Below are 14,980 nucleotides of genomic sequence, written 5' to 3'. Positions count from 1 at the left end.
TTTCCTCCATTCGTAAAAACTGAACACAATATTCTATTTGATAAAACACTCTGTCCAATTTTTATGTAATTAGTCTAGCACACGAAATAACATGTGCTAGACCGATGATTGTTAATTAACGAATTGTTTTTAAAGCTTTTGACCATGGAATTACTTGGTCTAACATTTCATTAACTGAGTTTTGTTGGTGGACAGCTGGTTTAAAGTCTGTTCCGTTTTCGAAGTCCGTAAATAATGATAATGCCGGGTGCACACGTACATCCGCAACCAATAATTCCCCTAGAATACCGCGTAAATGTTCAGTAGCGCGTGCTCCTCCTACAGAACCGTAAGATACAATACCAGCTGCTTTATTGTTCCACTCTTCACGTAAATAGTCTAATGCATTTTTCAGTGCGCCTGTAATTGAATGATTGTATTCCTGAACAATGAATACGAAACCGTCTTGTTTTGCGATTGCTTCAGACCAGCCGCCAGCACCTGACGCATCCCCACCAGGTTCGCCTAGCAATGGTAGTTTGAAGTCCGCGATATCAATAATTGTATAGTTCGCGTCTCCGCGTTTATCCGCGATTTCTTTTACCCATGCACCGACTTGAGGGCTTACACGGCCTTCACGAGTTGATCCTAAAATAATACCGATGTTTAATTTTTCCATTTTTGTTTCCTCCATTTTCTTATTTCCAAATAGTTTACTGATGAATCCCATTTTTTACACTCCTTCAATTATCTCGAAATAAGATATCAATTAAAAATTTGAGGGTTTTAATAGATTGATTTAGGTATGCATATAAATAATTGAAGTTTTGCCTCAAATTTTAATTTTGTACTATTATGCATTCTTATCAGTAACGTAAATCATTATTGCCGTTTTGCTGACAATTTATCCTTATAAATGCCTTCATATTTTAAGCAGCAGGGTTTAATTCTAACTCTACTTTAATTTTGATATCTTTCCCTACGAGTACACCACCTGTTTCTAAAGCAGCATTCCATGTTAATCCGAAATCTTCACGATTAATCTTTGTTTCCGCTTCAAAACCGTATACTTCTACGCCCCATGGGTTCGTACCTTTACCACCGTATTCCACATCAAATGTTACCGGCTTTGTTACGTCTTTTATTGTTAAGTCACCAGTTACTTTATAATCATCGCCGTCTTTCGCAATGTTCGTAGCAGCAAATTTGATTTTTGTAAATTCTTCTGCACCGAAGAAGTCTGCAGATTTCAAATGGTTATCGCGGTCTTCGTTACTTGTATTGATGCTTGCTACATCCAGTTCAAAGTTGATTGTCGCTGTCGTTAAATCCGTTAAATCCTCTGCTTTTACATCAGCAGTATAGTCATTGAATTGACCTTTTACTTTTGATACCATCATGTGTTTTACTTCAAAACCGATTGTTGAATGCGTTTGATCGACTGTAAATGTTGTCATTTTAAATTCTCCTCCATTTTATCTCGATATCAAGATATATTACAAAAATAAATTTCGAAATTGAATATCTCGAACTTGAGATAAATATAACAAAGGATTTTACAAACGTCAAGTGGTTCTTATAATTTTTTCTTTATTGGTGTTTTGAAGGATTGTAATTGCATTGGCTGCTTATGTGGGGGTTACCTCTTCTTTATAAATTGGTGAATACAAGTGTATAGAATGGTATTTTATAAAAAAAGTTACCCCTTTTAAACTTTCCACCTACCATCAGTCGTCTTATAATTGTCGACAGAGTAAAAAAAGGAGCTTCGAATAATGATTGAAGAATTAGAAAATGCATTTATTACATTTATCCGGACGCAGCAAAATTCGCTATATTTACTGGCATATAGCTATACAAAAAACGAGCAGGATGCACTCGATGTCGTGCAGGACAGTATTCAAAAAGGTTGGCTTGCACTTGAGAAACTGACAAACCGTGATCAGATGAAAAGCTGGTTTTATACGATTTTAGTCCGAACAGCGATTGATTTACTACGTAAACAAAAGCGGGTCGAGCTCATTGGGGACGATTCCCTTCTGCTATTATCTGAGGAAGATTCATACCTCAATCTTGATTTACAGCAGGCATTGCATCGTTTACCTCTACAGCTGCGCGAGGTGGTAGTGCTGCGCTATTTTGAGGATCTGAAAATCGAAGACGTCGCGCACATTTTGACGATTCCTCTAAGCACGGCGAAATCAAGACTTTATAGAGCGTTAAAGCTATTAAAAATTGAGCTTGAAACGGAGGAGAATTAAACATGAATGATAAATTAAAAAAGCTACACACACAATATAAGGATATACCTATTCCACAGGAACTTGAGATGATGATTGAAAAAAATCTGCAACGTCCTCCTAAGAAGAGAAAACGTAAACTGCCTCTTTTTTTAACATCTGTTGCTGCGGCGGCAATTCTGTTTACAGTAGGCCTTAATACAAATCCTGCGATGGCGAAAAATTTGGCGGATGTACCGGTCATCGGTCAAGTCGTCAAGGTGCTTACATTTACAGAATATGAAATGGTCAAGGATGAATATACAGTTGATATCCAAGTGCCTCAAATTTCTGGTTCTTCTGCTGACATCGAAGCATTGAACGAAAAATACGCTCAGGAAGGTAAATTACTTTATGAGCAGTTCAAGACGGATATTGAGGAAATGGAAGCTGGAAATATGGCAGTGAACAGCGGCTACGTTATCAAAACAGATACCGATGAAATATTGTCATTCGGTCGTTATGTAGAAGTTATTGTCGCCTCCTCTTCATCTGTTATGCAGTACACTACGATTGATAAACAGGCGGAAACGGCCATTACATTACCGAGTCTGTTTAAAGACGATCGCTACGTAGAAATTATCAGTCGCTATTTGGAAGATGAAATGCGCAGGAAAATGATTGAAACAAAAGGTGATGAAATGTACTGGGTAGGCGGAACTGAATGGCATGACGAATCATTTGGTGTCTTTGAAGGCATTTCACCTGAGCAAAACTTCTATATTACAAAAGCAGGTAAGCTTGTGATCTCCTTTGATGAATATGAAGCAGCACCAGCCTTTATGGGACTTGTAACATTTGAAATTCCGACAGAGCTGCTTCAGGATGTGCTGGTGAGCAATAAATATATTAAGTAATAAATAAGCAGGTGTATCCTTTTTAATGGTTACACCTGCTTTCCTTTCTTCCATGGCACATTCTCTGATCCCTATTAACGCCATAAACGGAATGAAGTAATATGACTCCATTCCGTCCGTTCAACATATTCTTTTTTCCGATTAAATTTCGTATTCGATTACAACTTCTTTACTATTGCTAATATTCGGAGATGGCTGTGAATTATAAACACGTGAATATGGCGGCACCGAATATGTCAGCCAAATATTACTGCCAAGCACCGTGTCATGACCAATTGTCGTTTTCCCGCCTAAAATTGTAGCTCCAGCGTAAATGACAACATTATCCTCAATATTTGGATGACGTTTTACACCTTTAATCGGGTTACCGTTTTCATCAAGCGGGAAACTTAACGCACCTAACGTTACACCTTGATAGATTTTAACATTGTTGCCGATTGTGCACGTTTCTCCAACAACCACACCTGTGCCGTGGTCAATGAAAAACGAATGGCCGATCTTGGCACCTGGATGAATATCGATTCCTGTTAACTGGTGTGCATATTCAGACATGATACGTGGAACGATTGTGACATCCATTTTATACAGTTCATGTGCAATACGATGGATAAATACAGCACGTATCGACGGGTAGCTTAACATGATTTCTTCCGTTGATGTAGCAGCAGGATCTCCGTTATATGCAGCCTGGATATCTGTTTGAATTGTTTCACGGATTTCAGGGAAACGGTCCATTAACTTCATTACAACATGATCCGCTTTTTCTCGGCATTGGCCATCACAATTATCAAAGTTTTGGTAGATTAATACTTTCTCGATAATATCACGCAAATCCAACGCTGATTGACGAAGATTATTATTCAGTTTCATCAATGTACGTGTTTCATCGACGACACCTTGATTATAAATCGTCGGGAAGAAAACTTCATAAAAACTATCCAATATATGATGGATTTGATCACGGCCAGTGAATCCAATCGATTTTTCCACTTCAATATGTTTTTTGTTATAGTCGATTAGCTTATTAGCGATTGTTGATGTTTCTTTATTTAACCAGTCCTCGATTTTCATGCTAAAACTCCTTTTCTATTTAAAATACATAGTAATGAAGATTATACTACACAAAACGCGCAGTTTGACCCTTCTTTTCAAAATTGTAAAACAGCTAACGGACAATAGCTAATAAAGTGCTTCTCTATTCATCACGCAAGATGATAAGTGGAATGATGCGAATATAGATAAGCTCCCCCACAATTTCAACAAGTGTCTGGGTGACAATAATCGCCACAACGAGCGATCGGATTTCCTCAGGCATTGCAAGTGCAAATGGTAATACAACAAGTGAATTACGTGTCGATCCGCTAAAGATCAATGCACGGCCTGTCCGGATATCTAGATGAAGCTTTTTCGCGATGATCTTTGAGATGAAAGGCATAATGATCAAAAATGCTATGTAGATGGGGATTACTTTTAAAATCCATTCAAATGAACCCGACAATTTGCCGATTTGTGATGCAACAATTACAAAAAGAGTTAAAGCCATAAATGGTACCGGAAGCCACGAAGATATCTCAAAAACACGACCGCCCTCTTTTGATGAAATTTGTACAATAAGTGCAACAACTAATGGAAAAACAATAAATGAGACAAACGCTTCAAAAAATGGAGCCACTTCTACTATATTTGCCGCTTGTTCGCCGATAAACAACCATAAATAAAACGGCAGTAACAGCATTTGTGCAACAAAAAGAAAGGGTGTGGCACTGAGCATCGCTTTTTCATTCCCCTTGCCAAGCATTGTAAATACTATGACATAATCTATACATGGAGTGAGTAAAACAAGATAAACGCCTAAAAGTAGTGGCGGATAATCTGGAAGAAACAACGTCAGGGTCCATACGACAATCGGAACCGCAATAAAATTGACTATACAGAGTGCGTAAAAGAAACGCCGGTTTGAAAAAGTTTCTTTTAAAGCTGCAAAAGGAATTTGAACAAACATACTGTACATTAATATTCCAAGGATAAACGGGATTAATTTTTCCAATTCATTTTGAAACTCCAGAAAATTCAATCCTGTAAATCCGGCCAATAGTAAAGTTATGATATATATCGTTACTTGATTCTTTTCAAGCTGTTCTCTTGAAATCATGACAAAAACTCCTTTTACCGATCCATTTCCAATGAGACCATGTTATCCTTTTATTTCTTCTTTTACAAACTGTTCTCTTCATCCTCTTATTATTTAGTAATTTATTTTCAAAAAAAGAATGAATGACCAGCAATCTATAATATAATTAATTCATTAGTCAAAATAATCTGAAGGTAAAGGGAGAATTATTCATGTCTCAAGCGAAAAGTATTAACTATTACAAAGAATTAATTGATTTGAAAGATGTCGAAGGGATTGAAGCCCAGTTTCAACGTTTACTTAATGTTTCAATTGAATCCATCCATGATCTGGAGAATTGGATAGAGGATGAAAAAAGTTTACGCTTTGAAATAGAAGAGGCGTTAACAGGCCATCTTGTCGACTTCTACCGAAATACTGAAGATCCGCATATCAAATCAACCTACCTTCAGGATCAGCAAGTCATTCAGCCTCTTTTAATGACATACGAGGCAAAGTTAAATGATAAATGCTGTGAATCCCCTTATTTCAATGAATTGGATGAAAATCGTTACGGCTTAATGAAACGTTTTCGTGAGTCAAAAGTGAAACTGTTTAGAAAAGAGAATATCCCTCTATTAGTTAAGGAACAAGAACTATGCACAAAGTACAGTGAAATTATGGGTGGTCTCACTGTGGAATGGGACGGAGAGGAAAAACCTTTCCCTTTTATCGAATCGCAGCTTGACAATATGGACAGAAACGTTCGGGAAAAAGCTTATCATTTAATTAGAGCTGCTTACCGTCAAATTAAGCCGGATACGGATGCGCTCATGGATGAACTCGTTCAACTACGCCACCAAATCGCAATCAATGCCGGATTTGAAAATTACCGTGATTATATGTTTGTCGCAAAAAACCGTGAGTACAGTATTCAAGATTGTTACGACTTTCATGAAAATGTTGAAAAGCATATTATTCCGGCTTGGAACAGGCTTGCAGATGTTTTCAAGTCTAAACTTGGTGTCGAAACATATCTCCCTTGGGATAACACTGCAAAACTGTTGAAAAATCCTCCTTACGCTGAGACATCAGAGCTTTTGGACGGGGTTGCTGAAATGTTAGGAAAAACCGACCCGTATTTTTCAGACCGTTTGCAGTACATGAGAGAACATGGATTACTTGATCTTGGAGACCGTAAAGGTAAAAGTCCGGGTGGTTTCTGTGTCCCATTACCTGTTTCCGGTGATACATTTGTTTTTGCAAACTTTAGTCCTTCCTTTTTCTCGCTCATTGCTTTAATCCATGAGATGGGGCATGCGGTGAATGGTTACCTCCAAGCTTCAGAACAGGGCCCTATTGAAGAATTCCAGTGGCGAGCGGAAATAGCTGAATTGTATTCACACGGAATGGAATTGTTATTATTGGATAAATTTAATCTATTTTATCCGGAAGAAGAGGAATTCAAAAGCGCACAACGTGAAGAACTGAGACGGGCATTTACGATGTTATTCGGCCCATTGTCTGGAGATCTTTTCCAACATTGGATGTATACAAATCCTCAGCATACAGCAAAGGAACGTGATGAGAAGTTTTATGAAATTTCAAAACGTTACGGGTTGAGCCCAGTTGATACGACCGGTTTTGAAGAGGTAATTGGCATGAGCTGGATCGGTACCCTCCACTTTATTCAATATCCTTTTTATGATATTGAATACTCGATGTCAATGCTCGGTGCACTTCAATTACTTGAGAATTATCAAAAGAATCCGCAGCAAGCTGTCGAATTTTACAAAAAAGGTGCAAGTGCGGATTACAGTCAATCCATTGCAGCGATTTATAAAGAAACCGGCGTCGATTTTGACTTTTCAGAGTCAACTGTTAAACGCATGGGTGAATTCTTGGAAAAAGTGATACAGGATATTAATTCATAATCGCAATAGAGCAACATGAAAAGAGCGAATTCCCTTTACGGAAATTCGTTCTTCTTTTAATTATAGCCCTTCATATAACCTAATTACTACCTTTAACAATGTTCTTTACACCGATATACGTTGCATAGAAATACCCGCCATAAATGATGACAAGAATTAATGAACTGATTAGGACGCTTTCGTAGTTGAAATGGAACATTCCGCTTACCGCCTTGATTCCGACAATGGAATGAATGACAGCCAGACCTAAAGGGAGTAAAAAATAGATGAGACATTGTTTTAATATAGCCCCATTTATCATTTTATCCGTGACACCGATTTTCTTCAGTGATTTATAGCGTTCCAAGCTGTCACTTGCGTCAGATAACTGCTGCAATGCCATTACGGCCGCGCTCGATATAATAAAGATGAGCCCTAAAAACAGGCCAAGGAATATAAATAATGCTGCTGAACCCTTTTCTTGCTCTTTAATCTGATTTTCTGTACTTCCAATGACTAATCCTGGATTAATGGATCTATATTTATTTTCATCAAGGTCATTAAACAGGGTTATAAATTTCTCTTCTGATTTTTCAATGTAGCGATCTTCATATATTACATTAAAACTTGTATACTCTAATTGAAGGTTTCCTGTAAAATTATCAGGAATAATAAGATAAAAGAAGTTACTGCCCCTGTTAATTTTTATATTTTCTTCAATAGGCACATCATTTTTTATTTTATATGCTTTATCCTCAATGATAATATTTTCTTCATTTTTCATATACTCAGGCAAAGCTTGAATCATCTTGCCATAGGTTGATACAACGAATATTTCGTCTTCCTTTAAATCAACAGACTCTTGCCCCGTCAGATTGATAATTGCATTATAATCCGATATTTTTAGTGCAGATACCGGACCATACATGTAATTTTCCTGTATAGCAATCTTTTCCTCGTCGCTTAAATACTGTGATAACAGATCCTCAATCGTTAAATCAAGAAGATATTCATCAAAGAAGGCATGTTTTTCATATGCTTCAAATGTAAAGTCTATATTGTTTAAGTAAGCTTCAATATCATTTACCGCAGGATCCTCTTCCTCTTGATTAACAACAAGAAATGCCGAAGCATCAAAAGGAGTTGTATTTGCTGTATTTTTATCAATCGTTCCTTTTAAATCAAACGCGGTAAAGATGAGTGAAATAGTTAAAAAAAGCATTAGACTGATAATTGTCATCGAAAGAAAGTTCGTGTTGACCTTATTGTTTATTTGTCTTAAGACAAAAATATTTATATCTTTAAAATAGAACCCCTTATTCTTTTGCGCAATTTGTATAAAGAAGCTCGATAGGCTGAAAAAGAATAGGAGCGTTCCAAAGACCCCCATTAAGATCGTAATTATCAGATCCGTATCTTCAGCATTTAAGCCTGTCTCTAGGATTCTCATATATGCGAATATCAGAAATGCTACTGATAAAATAAAGGTTAGCACTGATACGAAAGGATTTTTCAGTTTTACTTCTTCATTACGTTTTGAAGCATTTAACATATCGATCAGTTTGTATTTGGAAATCGTAAACTGGTTGAAAATCATGACAAGTAAATAGATGATGCCAAAGTAGACAATCGATTTCATCATGGCGCCAAGTGAAAAAACAAACTTATATTTATCAAGATCCATAGACAGGATGTTTGCCGTCAGCACTGACAGACCCTGCGATACAATAATCCCAAGTCCAATACCTACGATTAATGAGACTATACCGATTAGGAGAGTTTCGACAATTAAAATTCTCGAGATTTTCCCTTTTGACATACCTAATGTCATGTATAAGCCAAGTTCTCTTTTCCGCTTTTTGATCAAAAAGTTATTGGCGTATACAATCAAACCTCCAAGAATAACTGATACAAACACTGATGTTCCAGACATAAGCAATTCTAATGATTCACGAAAAATCGTATTCTTGTTCATTTCCTGGATAGCATTTTGCGAGTCAAGAGAGTTGAAACTGTAAAATATACACACTCCCAGAGTTAATGTCAGAAAATAGATTGAATAATCCTTAAAACTTCTTTTAACATTGTTGATTGCGATTTTAGAGAACATTGCTAACATCGCCTCCAAGTAAAGTCACCACTTCAATGATTTTATTAAAGAATTCCTTTCTCGTATCATTTCCGCGCACGAGCTCATTAAAGATCCGACCATCTTTTATAAACAATATCCTATTGGCATAACTTGCCGTAAACGAGTCATGGGTAACCATCAAAATTGTTGACTGGTATTCTTTATTCAGCTTTTCAAAGGAATCCAACAGTAATCGTGATGATTTTGAGTCAAGTGCACCCGTTGGTTCATCGGCTAAAATGAGGGAAGGCTCAGTTACAATCGCTCTTGCACAAGCGACTCTTTGCTTTTGGCCTCCCGATAATTGAAATGGAAATTTGCTAAGGATGCCCGTAATATCAAGCTTTTCCGCAACGGCTTTAATGAGTTGATCGATTTCCATTGCTTCTCTTTTTTGAATCGTCAAAGCCAAAGCAATGTTTTCATAAGCTGTCAGAGTATCCAGCAGATTAAAATCCTGAAAGATAAAACCTAACTCGTCCCGTCTGAATGCTTCAAGCCCTTTCTTCTTTAAAGTTGTAATATCCTGATTATTGATAATTATTTTGCCAGTTGTAACATGATCAATTGTCGAAATACAATTCAGGAGCGTTGTCTTTCCGCTCCCTGAAGGACCCATAATTCCTAAAAATTCACCTTCATTTACTTTAAAGCTGATATTATCTATTGCTTTTGTAATATTACCTTTGTTTCCGTAGTATTTTTCAATTTTTTCTACACTTAATATCGGTTGCATGCTTTTCCTCCAAGATACATCTATTTTTTCACATCAAATTCGGCTTTTGTTTCCATAATTTTTTTCCCTTTTACATATATCGTGACACTGTAATGCCCTTCTTCAAGACCTTCCGGAACGGATAGCTCGGCAGTGAAATATTTCGCATCGTTCACAAGTACTTCCTCTTCCACTAAAAATCGATTCTCTTGTTTTATTTCGCCTTTATACCAAACCACTTCGGCTTCATTGGTCCAGAATCGGTTTCTCTTTGCGGAAAAATAAACTGTATCCCCTTGTGTAAATATATTCGTTATATCAGAAGGTCTGCCCTTTTCATCAATCGCTTTTGACATGACACCTTCTACAATTTTTGGTTCTGTTGCATATTCATACACCAGGAAAATTCCAAGACCTAACAGAAAGATTCCTAATATTATTGGAATTGCTTTTTTCATTTTTTATTCCCCCTAATTGATTTCTAACTGTATCTTATCAATAGCTATCGGGAAGACATATTGCTTTATATTTTATTAAAGTGACATTTTTGCAAGATAAAAAAACGGACTTATAGCAATTGTAATGTACAATCGCTATAAATCCGCTATTCTAAAGTTGAATTACTGCATGAAGACTACACTGCCTAAAGGGAAAATAATACTCACCTTTGTTCCTTCGCCAATTTTTGAAGTGATGGTAAGACCTAGACCAAGCTGATCTGCAAGTTTTTTACATAAATAAAGACCGATACCGGTAGACTTCCCGAATTTCCGTCCATTTTCCCCGGTAAACCCCTTTTCAAAAACCCGATGTATATCCTTTTCTGTTATCCCTATCCCGTTATCCTCAATCGTAAGGACAATATTATTTTCATTTTGTACCGTATGGATGATCACCTTTCCATCACGTTCACGTATATACTTAATTGCATTCCCGATCAGCTGATTTAAGATAAACTCCAGCCATTTTGCATCACTGAAAACGGTCCCTTCAACTTTTTCAAGATCAATCGAAATCCCTTTACTAATAAAGTCCCTTGAATTTCTCTTTATAACACTTCTTACAAGACCTGCTAAAGACACCTCTTTTATGAGGTAATCCTTGCTCACATTGTTACTTCTTGAATAATAGAGAACCTGCTCAATATATTCTTCAATCTTCTTTACTTCCTCTTTAATATTTCGGGTAACGTTACTATGATTATTTTCAATAATCAGCCGTGTTGAGGCAATGGGTGTTTTAATTTCATGAATCCATGTTTCAATATATTCCCTATACTCATTTTCCCGGTCCCGATAACTCTTTACATGCTCATGCATATCTTTGTTTGCCTGACGCAATACCTCATACAATGCCTTACTTTCCACAGTTTCAGGCTCTTTCATAACTTCCGGCAGCAAATATTTCTGATCTAAATTTTCCATAATGCTAGTTATTTCGTTATAAAATGTTTTCTGCTTAAAATATTCGATCAGTACATATATGATGAGAGGGAAAAACCAAATACAGAAAATAAGAAAAACAATTTGGATATTCACCCCGACAAGTATCATAATCCCGCCAATAATGATAAATAAGATGAAATTAATGAGCAGGAAAACTGTTCTGTCTTTAACATATTCTTTTAGTGTCATGGAAGTATATATCCTAACCCGCGTCTCGTTTCAATATTTTTCTCCATACCTAACGCTTCCAGTTTTTTTCTTAATCTCGTAACATTGACCGATAAGTTATTATCATCTACAAAGACATCTGCGTTCCACATAAAATCCATGAGATCGTCCCTTGATACGATTTTTCCTTTGTTTTTATAAAGGCAGGAAAGTATTTTGATTTCATTTTTAGTGAGCTCTGCCTTCTCCCCTTTATAAATAACAGAACCGTTGGATAAATTGAGCTTTAAATCATTATAAACAAGGGTATCCCTTATACTTGACCCCTGAACTCTTCTTAATATGGTTTCAATTCTCGCCAAAAGAATCTGAGTGTTATAAGGCTTTGTAACAAAATCATCCGCGCCTAAATTCATACTCATCAGTTCGTCCATCTCGTTATCCCTGCTCGTCACGACAATGATCGGCACATCCGATTGCTTCCTGATTTCTCTGCAAATATAGTATCCGTCAAAAATGGGTAGGTTAATGTCCAGCAAAATAAGGTCCGGTGCTTCGTTTAGCGTTTCCTGAATAATATTTTCAAAGTTTGTCGGTGCAATTGCCTCAAATCCATATGTGTTTAAAAAGCTTTTCAATTCTTCTCTTATCGTTTCTGTATCTTCTATAATCACGATTTTTGACATACGTTCACTTCCTTTTAACATTTAGATTCCCAGATTAAAATTCATTTACACTTATACCATGCTTAATCATTTATCACAAACATATGTGCAGACAGAGCTATGTAATTTACTTCAACATAAAAATATTTTTATCCTTTTAGGGACAACAAGAAAAAGAACGAATCCCCTTATAGGAAATCATTCTTTATAAAATATGAATTATAAACTCTGCAACCCTATTTCAGCTCCAAGCTTTGTTTTTATCATCAGCATTTTTCCCTACTATAACGCAAAGCACAACGATCATAGCTAAAACAATTGTAATCCATGTGATCGATTCTCCTAAAAATAATACAGAAAAACCAATCATTAAAAAAGGCTGCAAGTATTGAATCTGCCCTACCCTAGCTATACCTCCTAAAGACATACCACCATACCATGCTACATAAGCTAAAAACTGACTGACGATCCCTAAATAAAACAAACTGATCCATGCTTCAATAGGCGCATCCAGCATACTGTCAGATAAGCCAAGGCCAACAGGAATAATAAAAAAGGGTGCACCAATTAAAATAGCCCAGGCAATTACTTGCCAGCTACCAACTTCCTTTGAAAGTTTGCCACCTTCTGCATAACTTAATCCAAGTAATATGACCGCTGCAATCAGCGCAAAGTCTCCTTTATGCAATTGCCCTAATCCTAAATAGATGGCATAAATAATGACCGTTACCGCCCCTGTTGCACTCGCAATCCAATAGCGTTTCGAAGGTCTTTCGCCTCCTCGCCACATTGCAAAGCCTGCTGTCGCAAGTGGAAGTAAGGCCAATTCAATTGCACCATGTGAAACCGGCAATGACTTCATCGCATAAGTTGTTAATATCGGAAAAGCCAGTACAGCTCCAACAGCGACAATAAGTAAGTTCTTAAATTGGCTTATACTCGGTAAAGGCTGCTTTTTCACAATAAATACTGTTCCTACTATAATTGCTGCAATAACTGTCCTACCCAATCCGACAATTGTCTCACCAAAATAAGGGACAGCAATACTTGTAGCCGGTAATGTAAAACTGAAACAAATGATTCCAATAAAGCCTAACAGCATCCCTTTTTTCATACTGATTTCCATTTCGTTCCCCCTTCACAGTTTTAAAAAAATATTCCATAATTAGTTAATACGATTAAGCTAATTAAACAGATTGTAAGGAAGATCCGCTCTTTTTAAAATAAGAGAATTCCCCATCTGTCATGGGACAGATAGCAAAGGAGAACTGGATGACAACTAAATATATTGGCATATTGGAATGGGTCAAACAACAAATACAGGATGAGAAGTTAAAAACAGGAGATAAATTACCATCAATTCGACTGCTCGCTGAACAATTTCAATGCAGCAAAAATACGGTCGCGAAAGCATTACTTGAGTTGGAAAAACAGCATATTATCTACGCTAAACCGAAAAGTGGCTATTATGTAGTGGATAATCATAATACATCCGTTCATCATCAGGACATTGCTATTGATTTTTTATCGGCCGGTCCAGATCAAAGGATTATGCCCTATGAGGACTTTCAACATTGTATTAACCAGGCGATCGATCATTATAAAGAACAATTATTTACTTATAGTGATCAACAGGGACTCTATTCTTTACGTAAGGAGCTTGCGAAGTATTTACAACATTTACAAGTATTTGCGAAACCCGATCGACTGGTCATTACGTCCGGATCACAGCAAGCCCTCCATATTCTTTCTGCCATGCCGTTTCCAAACGGGAAAAAGAATGTATTAATTGAGCAGCCCACTTACTTTGGTATGATTGATGCCTTACAAGTAAACGAAATTACAACATTTGGAATTGAAGTGACAATGGAAGGAATGGATTTTAAAAAACTGGAGAAGTTATTTCGCACCGATGATATTAAATTCTTTTACATCATCCCAAGATGCCACAACCCATTAGGACATCATTACACTAATGAGGAAAAGAAAAAAATTGTTGCTCTTGCAGAAAAATACGATGTATATATCGTAGAGGATGATTACTTGGCAGAACTTGATACAGATTTAAAAGCCGATCCTTTGTTTGCATATGAACCTAATGAAAGAGTCATTTATGTTAAGAGCTTTTCCAAAGTATTTTTGCCTGGACTGCGAATCGCAACAGTGGTTCTCCCTGAAAAAATGATTTCTTCCTTTGTACACAATAAATTCAGCGCGGATTTCAATACATCGCCACTTTCACAGGGGGCTTTGGAAATCTATTTAAAAAACGGGATGTTTCAATACCATTTAGAAAAGGTGAAAAAATTATATTCAAATAAAATGAATCTATTATTAGAAGCTTGTTCATTGTATTTACCTACCTATGTACAATTTACAAAGCCTAAAACCGGTTTTTATCTCACCATCTTCTTGCCTTCCGGTATTGATGTCGATAAATTGATATACATGCTGCATGAAAACCATATTTATGTAGATAATGCTTCGAGGATGTTTTTAAGCGAATATAGTCAGAAAGCAATTCGACTAAGTATTTCACAAGTAAATGAAACCAAAATCCAGCTCGGTATTCGGCAATTAGCCGCTCATATAATCGATCTGTATGAAAAACGGAATTATAACGTGCTCTCGTTTAAATCCTATCTTTAAATTCAGTAACACCTCTCAAAATAAAAATGCCCGGTTCAATATAGAACCGAGCACTTGTCAATTTAAAAA

The 14,980-nt window shown here is 36.5% G+C and carries 14 protein-coding genes; 4 read left to right on the top strand and 10 right to left on the bottom strand.

Annotated elements, in window-relative coordinates; all coding sequences use genetic code 11:
* Positions 1-115: 115 nt before the first annotated feature.
* Positions 116-709: an NADPH-dependent FMN reductase gene (locus tag MKY07_RS07330; protein WP_008408417.1), complete on the bottom strand. Its 594-nt coding sequence runs from the start codon at positions 707-709 to the stop codon at positions 116-118.
* 199 nt (positions 710-908) lie between these two features.
* Positions 909-1,436 carry a YceI family protein gene (locus tag MKY07_RS07325; protein WP_008408419.1) on the bottom strand — a complete coding sequence of 176 codons (528 nt, stop codon included), beginning with the start codon at positions 1,434-1,436 and terminating at the stop codon, positions 909-911.
* A gap of 318 nt (positions 1,437-1,754) precedes the next feature.
* On the opposite strand from MKY07_RS07325, the gene MKY07_RS07320 reads away from it, so the two are divergent.
* Both MKY07_RS07320 and MKY07_RS07315 read left to right on the top strand, forming a co-directional pair.
* Positions 1,755-2,240, top strand: a complete 486-nt coding sequence (locus tag MKY07_RS07320) for a sigma-70 family RNA polymerase sigma factor (protein ID WP_008408421.1) — start codon at positions 1,755-1,757, stop codon at positions 2,238-2,240.
* A gap of 2 nt (positions 2,241-2,242) precedes the next feature.
* A complete protein-coding gene (locus tag MKY07_RS07315) occupies positions 2,243-3,115 on the top strand; it encodes a DUF3298 domain-containing protein (RefSeq protein WP_339264241.1) in 873 nt (290 codons plus the stop codon).
* A 141-nt stretch (positions 3,116-3,256) separates the two neighbouring features.
* Here the strand turns inward: MKY07_RS07315 and epsC are convergent, their stop codons facing one another.
* Together epsC and MKY07_RS07305 are read right to left on the bottom strand one after the other, a co-directional pair.
* Positions 3,257-4,186 carry a serine O-acetyltransferase EpsC gene (gene epsC / locus MKY07_RS07310; RefSeq protein ID WP_008408424.1) on the bottom strand — a complete coding sequence of 310 codons (930 nt, stop codon included), beginning with the start codon at positions 4,184-4,186 and terminating at the stop codon, positions 3,257-3,259.
* A gap of 124 nt (positions 4,187-4,310) precedes the next feature.
* The gene (locus MKY07_RS07305) at positions 4,311-5,267 is read right to left on the bottom strand and encodes an arsenic resistance protein (protein ID WP_339264239.1); all 957 of its coding nucleotides are present in this window, start codon (positions 5,265-5,267) and stop codon (positions 4,311-4,313) included.
* Positions 5,268-5,458: 191 nt separating this feature from the next.
* Between MKY07_RS07305 and MKY07_RS07300 the strand changes: the two genes are divergently transcribed.
* Positions 5,459-7,159: a M3 family oligoendopeptidase gene (locus MKY07_RS07300; protein ID WP_339264237.1), complete on the top strand. Its 1,701-nt coding sequence runs from the start codon at positions 5,459-5,461 to the stop codon at positions 7,157-7,159.
* Between the two features lie 79 nt (positions 7,160-7,238).
* On the opposite strand, the gene MKY07_RS07295 is transcribed toward MKY07_RS07300, so the two are convergent.
* The 6 genes from MKY07_RS07295 to MKY07_RS07270 all read right to left on the bottom strand — a co-directional run bounded on the left by MKY07_RS07295 (position 7,239) and on the right by MKY07_RS07270 (position 13,388).
* Positions 7,239-9,071 carry an ABC transporter permease gene (locus MKY07_RS07295; RefSeq protein ID WP_339264236.1) on the bottom strand — a complete coding sequence of 611 codons (1,833 nt, stop codon included), beginning with the start codon at positions 9,069-9,071 and terminating at the stop codon, positions 7,239-7,241.
* Positions 9,072-9,237: 166 nt separating this feature from the next.
* Positions 9,238-10,005 (bottom strand): ABC transporter ATP-binding protein, encoded by a 768-nt coding sequence (locus MKY07_RS07290; protein ID WP_008408432.1) that lies wholly within the window; start codon positions 10,003-10,005, stop codon positions 9,238-9,240.
* A 20-nt stretch (positions 10,006-10,025) separates the two neighbouring features.
* Entirely contained in the window at positions 10,026-10,442 is a 417-nt protein-coding gene (locus tag MKY07_RS07285; RefSeq protein ID WP_339264235.1) for a hypothetical protein, read from the bottom strand.
* A 162-nt stretch (positions 10,443-10,604) separates the two neighbouring features.
* On the bottom strand, positions 10,605-11,618 hold the full coding sequence (locus MKY07_RS07280) for a sensor histidine kinase (RefSeq protein WP_339264234.1): 1,014 nt from the start codon (positions 11,616-11,618) through the stop codon (positions 10,605-10,607).
* Entirely contained in the window at positions 11,615-12,283 is a 669-nt protein-coding gene (locus MKY07_RS07275) for a response regulator transcription factor (protein WP_339264233.1), read from the bottom strand. Before MKY07_RS07275 ends, MKY07_RS07280 begins: the two co-directional genes overlap by 4 nt.
* Positions 12,284-12,503: 220 nt before the next feature.
* Positions 12,504-13,388, bottom strand: coding sequence for a DMT family transporter (locus tag MKY07_RS07270; RefSeq protein WP_339264232.1), 885 nt, complete (start codon positions 13,386-13,388; stop codon positions 12,504-12,506).
* 146 nt (positions 13,389-13,534) lie between these two features.
* Between MKY07_RS07270 and MKY07_RS07265 the strand changes: the two genes are divergently transcribed.
* Positions 13,535-14,911, top strand: coding sequence for a PLP-dependent aminotransferase family protein (locus MKY07_RS07265; RefSeq protein ID WP_339264231.1), 1,377 nt, complete (start codon positions 13,535-13,537; stop codon positions 14,909-14,911).
* Positions 14,912-14,980 lie beyond the last annotated feature (69 nt).

It is taken from the genome of Solibacillus sp. FSL W7-1472, from assembly GCF_037969775.1.
Taxonomy (GTDB): domain Bacteria; phylum Bacillota; class Bacilli; order Bacillales_A; family Planococcaceae; genus Solibacillus; species Solibacillus silvestris.
Note: the sequence above shows the minus strand (reverse complement) of the source record. Positions and strands in the feature narration are given on the sequence as shown.

What these genes read in the sequence shown, in the direction of transcription:
- MKY07_RS07300 (WP_339264237.1), top strand. Translation starts at nt 5,459, where the DNA reads ATGTCTCAAGCGAAAAGTATTAACTATTACAAAGAATTAATTGATTTG.
- MKY07_RS07330 (WP_008408417.1), bottom strand. Translation starts at nt 709, where the DNA reads ATGGGATTCATCAGTAAACTATTTGGAAATAAGAAAATGGAGGAAACA.
- MKY07_RS07315 (WP_339264241.1), top strand. Translation starts at nt 2,243, where the DNA reads ATGAATGATAAATTAAAAAAGCTACACACACAATATAAGGATATACCT.
- epsC (WP_008408424.1), bottom strand. Translation starts at nt 4,186, where the DNA reads ATGAAAATCGAGGACTGGTTAAATAAAGAAACATCAACAATCGCTAAT.
- MKY07_RS07290 (WP_008408432.1), bottom strand. Translation starts at nt 10,005, where the DNA reads ATGCAACCGATATTAAGTGTAGAAAAAATTGAAAAATACTACGGAAAC.
- MKY07_RS07270 (WP_339264232.1), bottom strand. Translation starts at nt 13,388, where the DNA reads ATGGAAATCAGTATGAAAAAAGGGATGCTGTTAGGCTTTATTGGAATC.
- MKY07_RS07295 (WP_339264236.1), bottom strand. Translation starts at nt 9,071, where the DNA reads ATGTCTGGAACATCAGTGTTTGTATCAGTTATTCTTGGAGGTTTGATT.
- MKY07_RS07325 (WP_008408419.1), bottom strand. Translation starts at nt 1,436, where the DNA reads ATGACAACATTTACAGTCGATCAAACGCATTCAACAATCGGTTTTGAA.
- MKY07_RS07275 (WP_339264233.1), bottom strand. Translation starts at nt 12,283, where the DNA reads ATGTCAAAAATCGTGATTATAGAAGATACAGAAACGATAAGAGAAGAA.
- MKY07_RS07265 (WP_339264231.1), top strand. Translation starts at nt 13,535, where the DNA reads ATGACAACTAAATATATTGGCATATTGGAATGGGTCAAACAACAAATA.
- MKY07_RS07320 (WP_008408421.1), top strand. Translation starts at nt 1,755, where the DNA reads ATGATTGAAGAATTAGAAAATGCATTTATTACATTTATCCGGACGCAG.
- MKY07_RS07305 (WP_339264239.1), bottom strand. Translation starts at nt 5,267, where the DNA reads ATGATTTCAAGAGAACAGCTTGAAAAGAATCAAGTAACGATATATATC.
- MKY07_RS07285 (WP_339264235.1), bottom strand. Translation starts at nt 10,442, where the DNA reads ATGAAAAAAGCAATTCCAATAATATTAGGAATCTTTCTGTTAGGTCTT.
- MKY07_RS07280 (WP_339264234.1), bottom strand. Translation starts at nt 11,618, where the DNA reads ATGACACTAAAAGAATATGTTAAAGACAGAACAGTTTTCCTGCTCATT.